Genomic DNA, 12331 nt, shown 5'->3' with positions numbered 1-12331 from the left:
ATTGTGTCAGACTATATAAAACATTAGAAAGCAGTGATTAATATGGCTAAGAAAATGAAAAAGCAACATAACAAACAGCAGAAAAATAATGAAAAACAGATGGTAACAGATGAATCAGCTACTTCTCTTTCGGATTTAGTAAGCGATGACGTACTAGCAAAGTTGAAAAGTGCAAAGCAACAATTAACAGCGGTTGAAGAGAAGAAAAAAGAGAAAGAAAAAGAACGAAAGATTCAAGAACGGAAAGACCGTGAAAAGAATAAAAGTTTTGAAGAGTTACTGGAAGAGTATGGGGACGCAGGGACAAAATATTAAGTAAAATTCTTATATAGTAGGAAGTTGGTCTGTAATAAATTATAAAGAGACAATAGGTTTTTAGGTAAATTATTATGGGGGGGATTTCATGAAGTTTCTATATATGGTGTATTGTGAAAAAAACGCTGTTCATCACCTTCAGTTGTCTAAAACAATGATATCGAAAGTCCACCAAGCGCCAATTGAACATCCTATCGTAGAATGGATCAGAAAAAATACAGTGTTGCCAATAGAAATTGATGGCGTCCCATATTATGATTTTCCTAAAGAAAAGATAGAACTATTTTACGACATCCTAACAAAAGCGCATGCGGAACAGTTTGCAAATTCATCACGCCCATGGAAGTATCTACCCATTCCTGATGAAACCGAATATCCTTATAAAATAGCAGAGTATGAAAAAGAATATGGCTCAATTTACTATGAGTCATTATATAAATACAAAACTGCGCTTGGAATCATTTTGAATATCTTTGATTTTGAAAACAAACGATTACTCATGTGCATACATTGACAATTTTAGATTATCAATAGTTTACTGGGATTCGACCAGAAACTGCACATGCCTCAACAAAATTAAGTTTAGATTTTACAAATATCCAGACATGCAGTACACTGCAACGAGCATTTGAAAAAGAATTTAAGATTGTGGCAAATTAAAAAGCCGGGTCATTCCATTATTATTATGGAATGACCTGGCTTTTACGATTATTGATTCTTTTCTTGAAAGTCTAACATGAATTGTTGTAATGCTTGGCAAGCTGCATATGGAACCGCATTGTACGCAGATGCGCGGCATCCACCGACAGAACGATGACCGTTTAATCCTACAAATCCAGCTTCTTTTGCTTCTTGTAGAAATTGCTTTTCAAGTTGCTCATCAGCTACACGGAATGTGATGTTCATGCGTGAGCGGCTATTTTTTTCAGCATGTCCAGTATAGAAACCATTGCTGTTGTCAATTACATCATAAATTAGGTTGGCTTTTTCTTCGTTTTTCTTTGCGATTTTTTCTAGTCCGCCTTGTTGCTCCATCCATCCTAACACTTCACCTAACATATAAATCCCAAAAGAAGGTGGTGTGTTATACAAAGAATTATTTGAAGCATGTGTGCTGTATTTCAAGATTGCTGGAATTGATGAATTTGCATTTTCTAACAAATCTTTACGAATAATTGCAACTGTTACACCAGAAGGTCCTAGATTTTTTTGTGCTCCAGCATAAATCATACCGAATTTACTAACATCTAGTGGACGTGACAAAATATCACTGGACATATCAGCGATTAATGGGACATTTCCAGTCTCCGGAAACTCTTGGAACTGTGTACCGAAAATTGTGTTATTTGATGTGATATGAACGTATGCGTCGTGCTCGTCAAACTGAATTTCTTCGGCTGAAGGCACGCGGTTGTAGTTCGTTTCTTTCGTAGAAGCTGCTTCATAAACTTCTCCAATTGTTTTACCTTCTTTAAGTGCCTTATCAGACCAAGCGCCCGACATAATATAGCTTGCTTTTTTACCTTCTGCAAGGAAGTTCATCGGAACCATTGCAAATTGAAGGCTAGCTCCACCTTGTAAAAATAACACTTCATAGTTTTCCGGGATTGAGAACAATGAACGTAAGCGTGTAATTGCTTGATTATGTACTTCTTCGTAAGTCGCGCTGCGATGACTCATCTCCATGATCGACATTCCTGATTCTTTGAAATCGACAAGCTCCGACTGTGCCTTTTCTAACACTTCGCGTGGAAGGGCAGATGGACCCGCATTAAAGTTATATACAGACTTTTGATTACTCAACAAAATCACTCCTTAATAAATTTGCAACACTAAAGTAAAGTATATATGAAAAAACGAACATGTGGAATAGATAACTGTCGTTTCACAACAAATACATTTTAAATAGCGTAGTTCTCTTGTTTGCTCACGTAGAAAGTTGGGTAAATTGGTATCAACTGCAAGGCAAATAACAAATATAACTTAAGGTAAAACGAATTGAAAGGTTGGAGAAGGTGCGATGAAAACAGATGGGCGGAGAAAAAGTTCAAATGTGGAAGATCGAAGAGGGAGAATTGGTAGGGGTGGAGCTATTGCAATAGGTGGTGGAGGTCTCGGTATTGTCGGAATCATTCTTTTCTTACTATTAGGCGGAAATCCTACAGACTTGATAGATAAGAGTGCAACCACACAGGATCAGCCATATGTAGTAAATGAAGAAGATCGTGAATTAGCTGATTTTGTCTCTGTAGTGTTAGCGGATACAGAAGACATTTGGACAGAACTTTTCCAGCAAGAAGGTCTTCAATACGAAAATCCTACATTAGTTCTTTATACAGGACAAGTAGAAACGGCCTGTGGCTACGGAAGTGCTGCGGCGGGACCATTTTATTGCCCGGGTGATAGGAAACTCTATATTGATTTGGAATTTTACAATGAGCTACAGTCTTCATTCAAAGCCCCGGGAGACTTTGCGATGGCATACGTAATTGCGCATGAAGTGGGCCACCATGTACAAACCTTACTTGGTATTTCTGATCAAGTTATGCCTTTACGTCAAAAGTTGAGTGAAGAGGAATTTAATAAATATTTAGTACGTTTTGAGTTACAAGCTGATTATTTTGCTGGAGTCTGGGCGCATCATGAAAAAGGACGCGGATACTTGGAAGAGGGAGATTTACAAGAAGCGATGACAGCAGCAGGAGCGGTAGGAGACGACACGATTCAAAAAAGAGCGAGAGGCTATGTCGTGCCAGAAAGCTTCACCCACGGCTCAGCGAAACAACGTATCTATTGGTTCGAACATGGATTTAAGTTAGGCACAATTAAAGGTGGAGACACGTTTAATCAAACAGAAAAGTAAACAAAGACCACTCATTCATAGTCTGAGCGAGTGGCCTTTGCTATTATTTAGTTGCCGCGACTTGTGGTGGTGATAGACGGAACAATTCGTTTTTTGACCAAATACTCTAGCATCAATCTATGCTGGTAAGGGGAAAAGTGAAGCAAAATCGACTACTAAGTGGATAGTATTGTCAATTCACTCAGTTGTTAATATTGACTTTAACGAATTTTTCAATGATACCTGCGTTGCCTAGTTTAATTCTTTCAGGATGCGTGTACAGATTAAAATTTGAACCACGAATAAAACCGACCGTCGTAATTCCAAGATCTTCAGCTAGTGTTAATGCTAATTCAGTAGGAGCAGATTTTGATAAAACAATTTCACAGCCGATTTTTGCTACTTTCAATAAAATTTCCGATGAGATCCGACCGCTGAATACAATTACTTTATTACGTACAGAAATTTGGTTCTTTAAACAGTGTCCATATATTTTATCAAGAGCATTATGTCGCCCTATATCCATTCTAGATAAAAGAAGTCCATCTGGATCACATAATGCTGCATTGTGGACACCACCGGTATGCCGAAACATTTCTGCCTGTTCTTCCATTTCGTCCATCAAGGAAAAAATTTGTCCAGGCGTGAGCTGTACTGATATGTCATTCATTTTTTTAGCAGTCAACGCGTCACTTGCGAAGATAAACCCTTGTCTGCTCATACCGCAACATGATGTGATATAGCGCTTATTCTGTAATTGTTCAAAGAAAGGATAGACTTTTTCTGTTTGTACGTGAATAAAGCCATTTTCCAAATCTAAATGAATGTCTTTAATTTGCTCCCACTTTGGCACAACCCCCTCAGATGCCAAAAAGCCGACCGTCATATCTTCGATATACTCTGGTGTACAGACGATGGTCGAGAATTCTTGGCCATTCAGCTTAATGGTTACCGCAAATTCCGTAGCCACTTGATCATTTTTTACACTACATTGTCCGTTTTGGTAGCGAATAATCGTCCGTTGTTGCTCCATTTAGCTTCCTCCTTTTAATCAATTGAGCGATCAAATAGAAATACTGAAACGGCAATATCATCATCAATTTTAAAATCGCTGAATAAGTGTAAAAATTTTGCTTCCACTAGCTCTTCTAATCCTTCTGGAGGTTGTTCATCATAGACCGCTTGAATCATTGATGTGCGCGCTCCATGTACAATGTTTTTTCCTTCTGGCGTTCTTGCAATAAATTTTTCAGTCGGAGTTAGATTGCCATATAAAGTAGATACCGCCATATTGTCGATAAAAATTGTGTGAATTCGTTCAGGACCTTTACCAAATAGGTCTTTTCTTAGCTTGCGAATAATATCATTGAACTCGTGAACTTTTTTCATTTTATATCTCCTTATCTATATTTACAGAATAATCGGAAACTTGTTGTGTGAGCATTGTATTTAATGCTCTATTACTTTATACTAAACAAAGAGCTGTTGGAACCCTGGTACGTGAATGCTAGGCTTTCATCTGTCTACTTGTAATAGTAAATACGGATTGGTTCTTTAGCAAGTCCTGTTAAGAAACTATTCCACCATGAAAAAATGCCGTTTTAACCGGTTTTTTCATGGTGGATTTTTATTTGATAAGGAGGATACCGAGATGTCTATTTCAATAAATGATAAACTTTTTGACTTCGAGGCGGGGTCAACATTAATACAAATAATAAATGCAAATAAAATAGAGCATCCACAAATCTGTTATTTGCCTGAAGTCGATCCAATTCAAACATGTGACACATGTATCGTGGAAGTAAACGGAGTATTAACACGTGCTTGTTCCACGAAAGCGGTAGATGGCATGGATGTCCAATTGGCTTCTCCGCGTGCGAAAGCTGCACAAACGGAAGCGATGGATAGAATATTAGAAAATCATTTATTGTATTGTACCGTATGTGATAACAATAATGGCAACTGTAAAGTTCATAATACCGTGGCGTTGATGGAAGTGGAACATCAAAAATATCCATATGAACCGAAATGTTCAAAAGATGCAGTGGATTTTACACACCCATTTTATCGTTACGACCCTAATCAGTGTATCGCATGTGGTCAATGTGTGGAAGTGTGTCAGAACCTTCAAGTGAACGAAACGCTATCTATTGATTGGGAGCGCGATCGTCCAATTGTATTGTGGGATGGTGGCGCAAAGATTAATGATTCTTCGTGTGTTGGCTGCGGCCATTGTATTACGGTCTGTCCGTGTAATGCATTAATGGAAAAAACGATGCTCGGTGAAGCTGGGTTCATGACGAAGATGAGCGACGAGCTGATGGAGCCAATGGTTGATTTGATCAAAGAAGTCGAGCCCGGTTACAGCAGTATTATGGCTGTCTCGGATGTAGAGTCTGCTATGCGTGAATCAAAAATTAACAAAACGAAAACAGTTTGTACATTTTGCGGGGTAGGTTGTTCATATGAAGTATGGACAAAAGACCGTAAAATCTTGAAAATACAGCCGGTATCTGATGCACCGGTTAATCAGATTTCTACATGTGTTAAAGGTAAGTTTGGTTGGGATTTTGTGAATAGCGAAGAAAGAATCACTTCACCGCTAATCCGTAAAGGCGAAGAATTTGTTGAAGCCTCATGGGAGGAAGCGCTGGATCTAGTTGCGGAAAACCTTGGAAAGATTCGTGATGAACATGGTAGAGATGGAATTGGTGTCATTTCATCCTCTAAAATTACCAATGAAGAAAACTACGTTATCCAAAAGTTTGCACGACAAGTGTTCAAGACGAATAACGTAGATAACTGCTCACGCTACTGTCAGTCACCTGCAACGGATGGATTGTTCCGAACAGTAGGAATGGGTGGCGATGCTGGAACGATTAAAGATATTGCACAAGCAGGACTCGTCATTATCGTAGGGGCAAACCCTGCCGAGGGGCATCCAGTTCTTGCAACTCGTGTGAAACGTGCACATAAATTACATGATCAAAAACTAATTGTAGCGGATCTTCGAAAGCATGAAATGGCGGAGCGTGCAGATATCTTTATGACTCCTCAGCAAGGTACCGATCAAGTCTGGCTAATGGCAGTGACAAAATATCTAATTGATCAAGGCTGGCATGATCAGAAGTTTATCGAGGAGAACGTTTTACATTTTGAAGAATTCAAAGCGGTACTTGATCGTTATACGCTTGATTATGCGGAAGAAGTGACAGGGATTTCAAAAGAGGTCTTGATCCATACAGCGGAATTGATTCGTGATGCAGATGGAACATGTATCCTATGGGGAATGGGCGTAACGCAAAATACGGGTGGATCTGATACGTCGGCAGCGATTTCGAACTTATTGCTGGCGACAGGGAATTATCGTCGTCCAGGTGCAGGTGCTTATCCTTTACGTGGTCACAATAACGTACAAGGAGCATGTGATATGGGTAGCTTACCAGGTTGGTTGCCAGGCTATCAACATATTACCGATGACGCGGCGAGAGAAAAATTCGAACATGCTTACGGTGTAGAAATTGAAGGAAAGCCTGGACTGGATAATATCCAAATGCTTCATTCGATTGATGAAGGTGTAATGAAAGGCATGTATATCGTAGGGGAGGATATGGCGTTAGTTGACTCTAATGCTAACTATGTACATGATGTTCTATCGAAACTAGACTTCTTAGTTGTACAAGATATTTTCTTCTCACGTACAGCACAGTATGCAAATGTCATCTTACCTGCTGTCCCTTCGCTTGAAAAGGATGGTACATTCACGAATACAGAAAGACGTGTTCAGCGATTGTATAAAGCCTTGCCGAATAAAGGTAACTCTCGTCAAGATTGGTGGATTATTCAAGAAGTCGCAAACCGTTTAGGGCAAAACTGGAACTATACACATCCGCGTGATATTTTTGAGGAAATGACAAGTTTAAGTCCAATGTTTGGTGAAGCTTCATATGATGTACTTGAAGGTTGGGGTAGTTTTCTTTGGGGTAGTTTAGATGGAAAGAGTACCCCGCTGTTATATACAGAAGGATTTAATTTCCCGGATAAAAAAGCACGTTTTGCATTATCTGATTGGGTAGAGCCCGTGAAGTTCCCAGATGAGTTTGATCTCCATATTAATAATGGTCGGATGCTCGAACATTTCCATGAAGGGAATATGACGAATAAATCTGAAGGGATTCAAGAAAAGGTTCCACATATTTATGTGGAAATATCACCGGAGTTAGCACAAGAGCGTGGAGTAGTGACGGGGACGTACGTTCGTCTAATATCTCCATACGGTGCGTTAAAACTACCAGCCCTCGTGACCGCGCGTGTACAGAGGAACGAGTTGTTTTTACCAATGAACTCTGTAGATAAAAAATCGGCTATTAACTTTTTGACTGGCCCTGCAAAAGATCAACGGACGAATACACCAGCTTATAAGCAGACCAAGGTTCGTATGGAAGTATTAGAACAAATAGGTGATAATCCATTACCAAAGACCAATCATCGAGATAAGAAACGTCATCCACAAAATGGTGTAGAAGTGAATCGCAAGTGGAATAGACCAGGGTATGTCCAGTTAACGGATCAATAAATAGTGAGGTGAATAGGTATGGCAGCACCAATAACTTCTATCAAAAGGACAGAACGTACAGAAATGGAAGTACAGCAAGAGAAATTGGCTGATCTGCAGAAGTTGATGGCAGAGCAAGAAGAATCCTTGCAAAAGATTATGGAAATCACTGGTGAGTTGCATAGTATAGGAGCCTTGGACGCGCTACAGGCAATGCTCCAAGCAAAAGAAAAGATTGCTGGCATTGCAGTAGGTCAAGTCTCTAGAGAACCAGTCACGAATATGCTGAATAACTTGTTGGCGGCTGCAGGAACATTAACTGCAATTGATCCAGCGACAGTCCAGCAACTTTCTCAAAGCGTCCAGCAAGGATTGAACGAAGCAGAGAAAGGTGTGACAGAAGGACAAAAAATAGGTGTACTTCAATTGATGAAGTCCGTAAATGATCCAGACATTAATCGTGCTTTAACATTTGGAATGAACTTCCTCAAAGGTATGGGTAAAGGTTTAAATGATTCAGCCGAATAACAAATCTTTGCGAAAAGACAGCAGATGCTTCATACTATAGTATAAGCTTAAAAAGAATTTCTCTAGTTACCTTTCTCTATGGAAGGAAACTGGAGAAATTTATCTGATTAGAAGTAAACGAAGATTCAACTTAACTAGTAGGAGATGGAAAATATATGTCAAACAAAAGTCAGGTAGCAACACAGTTAGAAGAACAATCTGCAACACTTAAAAATATCGGAAGACTGCTCGTCAAATGTTCAGACAAACCGGGTATCGTTGCAGCAGTTTCTACGTTTTTGCTGAATCACCAAGCAAATATCGTGGAATCCAGCCAATATTCTACAGATCCTGAAGGCGGCATGTTTTACCTTCGTATCGAATTCCATGCGGATAATTTGTTGCAAAAGAAAGAACAACTTGAACAAGATTTTCACAAAGTAGCAGACGAGCATGACTTAGAATATCGCTTCTCTTACGCAGTAGAGTTAAAGCGTACAGCTATTTTTGTATCTAAAGAGCCTTATTGCTTAATGGAACTTCTATGGGAATGGCAAAATGGTGATTTAAATACCGATATCGTCGTAGTCATCAGTAACCACGAAGATGCACGGGGTATGGTCGAAGCACTCGGCATTCCGTTTCATTATATACCTGCCAATAAAGACATCCGTCAAGATGTAGAAAAGCAGCAAATCAAGTTAATGGAAGAGTATGACGTCGATGTACTCGTACTGGCACGTTATATGCAAATTCTAACTCCAGATTTCGTTAGTCATTTCCCGAATCAAATCATCAATATCCACCACTCGTTCTTGCCTGCTTTCATCGGGGCAAAGCCTTACGAAAGAGCATTCGGTCGTGGTGTAAAACTTATTGGAGCAACTTCTCATTATGTTACAAATGATTTAGATGAAGGTCCAATCATCGAGCAAGACATCGAGCGTGTCGATCACCGTGACGATGTCATTCAGTTAAAGAAAATCGGCCGTACGATTGAGCGTCGCGTTCTTGCGCGTGCAGTGAAATGGCATATCGAAGACCGCATTATTGTAGAAAACAATAAAACAATCGTCTTCCATTAATAATAGGAAAGATCCCGCCTCTATTCAGTGGCGGGATCTTTTTAATGAATAGGAGACTTAAATGTAGCACCGTGTGTTTCTTGTGTGTTCATAATCGTTAAAAATGCCGATGGATCGATGTCGGTGGCGATTTGTTTGAGCTTGGAGATCTCGAGTCGAGTGACTACAACATAGATTACATCCTTCTCATTATCGGTAAAGCCACCACGACCATGTAATTTTGTAATGCTTCGGCCGAGTCGCAAACGAATCGCTTCACCCATCTCTTCATATTCATCCGAAATGATAATGACAGCTTTTGTCTCGTCTAATCCTTGAATGACGATATCAATCGCTTTGGATGCGATGTAATAGGTAATGATGGAATACATTGCTTTCTCTGGACCGAGTACAAAACCTGCCCAACCGAAGATGAAGAGGTTGAAGAACATTACAAACTCTCCGACGCTATATGGTATCTTACGCGTCAACAAAATGCCGAGAATTTCTGTTCCGTCTAATGCACCCCCGTTACGAATGATCGTTCCAACACCCGCGCCGAGTAATAAACCACCGAATACAGTCGCAAGTAATGGATCCGTCACGAAAGGTCCCAATTTTTTAAGTGGAAATTCAACAATCGCAAGTAAAGTGATCGCATATGAGGAAGAGATAAAGAAATTCTTCCCTATATGTTTATAGCCGAAAAATAGGAATGGAAGATTGAATAGTAAGATTAGGATTCCAAAAGGTACGCCTGTTATGAAATTCAGTATAAGTGCTATACCAATAATACCGCCATCAATGACCGAATTCGGTATAAGAAATAAATCCAATGCAATCGCTGTGACGACTACCCCGATAGAAATGAATAGATAGCGTCTAAGCAAATGTCCTATAGTTTCCTTTTTATGTTGTTTACTCATAAAACTCCCCTTTTCCACACCTCGTACTTTCTATTTTAACGGAATGCAAACCAAGAACCTAGTAGGAATTAAAAGTAATTCATTTTCTTCTGAAAATCATTACGAATCATTTTTCTTTTATGGGCATAAGATGACATATCACAGCCTACTTGGAGGAGATACGTTGGATATTATAAATCAGCTGCATAACTATCGTAGAGAAGAAAATGAATTGAAGTGGGAAGGAACATTTAAAGAGTATTTGGATTTACTGAAAGAACGTAAAGAAGTTGCACAAACGGCTCATTCACGAATCTATGAAATGATTGAGAGTGCGGGTGTAGAAAAGCAAGATGGACGCAAAGTGTATAATTTCTTTAATAAAGAGTTGTTTGGTTTGGAAGAGTCCATTGAACGTTTAGTGGAAGAATATTTTCATCCAGCAGCGAAGCGTCTAGATGTTAAAAAGCGTGTTCTATTGTTAATGGGACCTGTCAGTGGTGGTAAATCTACAATCGTAACGATGCTAAAAAGAGGTCTAGAGCAGTATTCTCGTACAGATGAAGGTGCAGTGTATGCAATTAAGGGTTGTCCAATGCATGAGGATCCGTTGCATCTAATTCCGACTTCATTGCGGGAATCTTTTTATAAAGAATACGGTATTCGTATTGAAGGCAGTCTATCTCCATTAAATAGCTTACGTCTGGAAGAAGAGTATGATGGGAAGATTGAAGATGTAGTAGTGGAAAGAATTCTATTTTCCGAGGATCGTAGAGTTGGAATTGGTACATTCACACCGTCAGATCCAAAATCTCAAGATATTGCGGATTTAACTGGAAGTATCGACTTTTCTACAATTGCCGAATATGGCTCTGAATCGGATCCGCGTGCGTATCGATTTGATGGAGAGTTGAATAAAGCAAATCGTGGCTTGATGGAATTCCAGGAAATGCTTAAGTTAGATGAAAAGTTTCTTTGGCATTTATTGTCTTTGACGCAAGAAGGAAATTTCAAGGCGGGAAGATTTGCGCTTATCAGTGCCGATGAATTGATTGTCGCACATACGAACGAAACGGAGTACCGCTCATTCATCAGCAATAAAAAGAATGAAGCGCTACACTCCCGACTAATTGTCATTCCAATTCCTTATAATCTAAAAGTGAGCGCGGAAGAAAAGATCTATCAGAAGATGATTCAGGAAAGTGATATTTCTCATGTTCACATTGCACCACATGCGTTACGGGTAGCTGCGATATTCTCGGTCTTGTCACGGTTAAAAGCTTCTAAGAAACAAGGCGTTGACCGCTTGAAAAAGTTACGTCTGTATGATGGCCAAAGTGTGGAAGGCTTTAACGATGCAGATACCGAAGAGTTGAAGAATGAATTTGTAGATGAAGGAATGGATGGTGTCGATCCGCGTTACGTCATCAACCGAATTTCATCTGCCATCATCCGTAAAGAAGTGCCAAGCATCAACGCGCTCGATGTATTGCGGTCATTGAAAGATGGCTTTGATCAGCATGCATCGATTTCTGCTGAAGATCGCGATACGTATATGAATTATATTTCCATGGCACGTAAAGAATATGATGAAATTGCGAAAAAGGAAGTCCAGAAAGCGTTTGTCTATTCATATGAAGAATCCGCCAAAACATTAATGGATAATTATTTAGATAATGTAGAAGCGTTCTGTAATAAAAATAAATTACGCGATCCGTTAACAGGTGAAGAAGTGAGCCCTGATGAAAAGTTGATGCGCTCTTTAGAAGAGCAAATTGGTATTTCAGAGAATGCGAAGAAAGCATTCCGCGAAGAGATTTTAATCCGTATTTCTGCCTACGCGCGGAAAAGCCAGCGTTTTGACTACCGTTCGCATGATCGACTGCGAGAAGCAATTCAGAAGAAACTATTTGCCGATTTGAAGGATGTAGTGAAAATCACGACGACCTCAGCCACGCCAGACGAGACACAACTCAAAAAGATGAACGAGGTCGTCGCACGCCTCGTAGATGAGCATGGCTATAATTCTGTCTCGGCGAATGAACTGCTGCGTTATGTGGGGAGTTTATTGAATAGATAAGACGAGAAAGAGTGTGTGAGAAGGATGCCGTTACTTTGCGCTTCAGGCGGAAGCAGTTCAGGA

General features: G+C 39.7%; 11 protein-coding genes. 7 read left to right on the top strand and 4 right to left on the bottom strand.

Translation table 11 applies throughout. The annotated features are described in order from the left end of the window. The first annotated feature begins 42 nt into the window (after positions 1–42). A complete protein-coding gene (locus CSV79_RS00255) occupies positions 43–315 on the top strand; it encodes a YqkE family protein (RefSeq protein ID WP_099687028.1) in 273 nt (90 codons plus the stop codon). Positions 316–403: 88 nt separating this feature from the next. Next, entirely contained in the window at positions 404–829 is a 426-nt protein-coding gene (locus CSV79_RS00250) for a hypothetical protein (protein ID WP_099687027.1), read from the top strand. Positions 830–1023: 194 nt separating this feature from the next. Here CSV79_RS00250 and serC read toward each other — a convergent pair whose 3' ends face one another. Beyond that, a complete protein-coding gene (gene serC, locus CSV79_RS00245; protein WP_099687026.1) occupies positions 1024–2121 on the bottom strand; it encodes a 3-phosphoserine/phosphohydroxythreonine transaminase in 1098 nt (365 codons plus the stop codon). Positions 2122–2335: 214 nt separating this feature from the next. On the opposite strand from serC, the gene ypfJ reads away from it, so the two are divergent. Then, positions 2336–3178 (top strand): KPN_02809 family neutral zinc metallopeptidase, encoded by an 843-nt coding sequence (gene ypfJ, locus CSV79_RS00240; RefSeq protein WP_099687025.1) that lies wholly within the window; start codon positions 2336–2338, stop codon positions 3176–3178. Between the two features lie 181 nt (positions 3179–3359). On the opposite strand, the gene fdhD is transcribed toward ypfJ, so the two are convergent. Together fdhD and CSV79_RS00230 are read right to left on the bottom strand one after the other, a co-directional pair. Beyond that, a complete protein-coding gene (gene fdhD, locus CSV79_RS00235; protein ID WP_099687024.1) occupies positions 3360–4190 on the bottom strand; it encodes a formate dehydrogenase accessory sulfurtransferase FdhD in 831 nt (276 codons plus the stop codon). Between the two features lie 14 nt (positions 4191–4204). Then, positions 4205–4546, bottom strand: a complete 342-nt coding sequence (locus CSV79_RS00230) for a Na-translocating system protein MpsC family protein (RefSeq protein WP_099687023.1) — start codon at positions 4544–4546, stop codon at positions 4205–4207. Positions 4547–4808: 262 nt separating this feature from the next. Here CSV79_RS00230 and fdhF point away from each other — a divergent pair, with 262 nt between their 5' ends. From fdhF to purU, 3 genes are all read left to right on the top strand, one after another. Further along, positions 4809–7733, top strand: a complete 2925-nt coding sequence (gene fdhF / locus CSV79_RS00225) for a formate dehydrogenase subunit alpha (RefSeq protein WP_099687022.1) — start codon at positions 4809–4811, stop codon at positions 7731–7733. A gap of 18 nt (positions 7734–7751) precedes the next feature. Further along, positions 7752–8240: a helical membrane plugin domain-containing protein gene (locus CSV79_RS00220; protein ID WP_143560517.1), complete on the top strand. Its 489-nt coding sequence runs from the start codon at positions 7752–7754 to the stop codon at positions 8238–8240. Positions 8241–8395: 155 nt separating this feature from the next. Beyond that, positions 8396–9304, top strand: coding sequence for a formyltetrahydrofolate deformylase (gene purU / locus CSV79_RS00215; RefSeq protein WP_099687020.1), 909 nt, complete (start codon positions 8396–8398; stop codon positions 9302–9304). Between the two features lie 41 nt (positions 9305–9345). Here purU and CSV79_RS00210 read toward each other — a convergent pair whose 3' ends face one another. Then, a complete protein-coding gene (locus CSV79_RS00210) occupies positions 9346–10209 on the bottom strand; it encodes a YitT family protein (RefSeq protein ID WP_099687019.1) in 864 nt (287 codons plus the stop codon). Positions 10210–10372: 163 nt separating this feature from the next. On the opposite strand from CSV79_RS00210, the gene CSV79_RS00205 reads away from it, so the two are divergent. Then, entirely contained in the window at positions 10373–12268 is a 1896-nt protein-coding gene (locus tag CSV79_RS00205; protein WP_099687018.1) for a PrkA family serine protein kinase, read from the top strand. Positions 12269–12331 lie beyond the last annotated feature (63 nt).

This window comes from Sporosarcina sp. P13 (assembly GCF_002743055.1).
GTDB lineage: Bacteria > Bacillota > Bacilli > Bacillales_A > Planococcaceae > Sporosarcina.
The sequence above is the reverse complement of the archived record's forward strand: the minus strand, read 5'-3'. Positions and strand labels throughout refer to the sequence as shown.

Coding starts and splice junctions, on each gene's coding strand:
- CSV79_RS00255 (WP_099687028.1), top strand. CDS start 43: ATGGCTAAGAAAATGAAAAAGCAACATAACAAACAGCAGAAAAATAAT.
- CSV79_RS00250 (WP_099687027.1), top strand. CDS start 404: ATGAAGTTTCTATATATGGTGTATTGTGAAAAAAACGCTGTTCATCAC.
- ypfJ (WP_099687025.1), top strand. CDS start 2,336: ATGAAAACAGATGGGCGGAGAAAAAGTTCAAATGTGGAAGATCGAAGA.
- fdhD (WP_099687024.1), bottom strand. CDS start 4,190: ATGGAGCAACAACGGACGATTATTCGCTACCAAAACGGACAATGTAGT.
- CSV79_RS00230 (WP_099687023.1), bottom strand. CDS start 4,546: ATGAAAAAAGTTCACGAGTTCAATGATATTATTCGCAAGCTAAGAAAA.
- fdhF (WP_099687022.1), top strand. CDS start 4,809: ATGTCTATTTCAATAAATGATAAACTTTTTGACTTCGAGGCGGGGTCA.
- CSV79_RS00220 (WP_143560517.1), top strand. CDS start 7,752: ATGGCAGCACCAATAACTTCTATCAAAAGGACAGAACGTACAGAAATG.
- purU (WP_099687020.1), top strand. CDS start 8,396: ATGTCAAACAAAAGTCAGGTAGCAACACAGTTAGAAGAACAATCTGCA.
- CSV79_RS00210 (WP_099687019.1), bottom strand. CDS start 10,209: ATGAGTAAACAACATAAAAAGGAAACTATAGGACATTTGCTTAGACGC.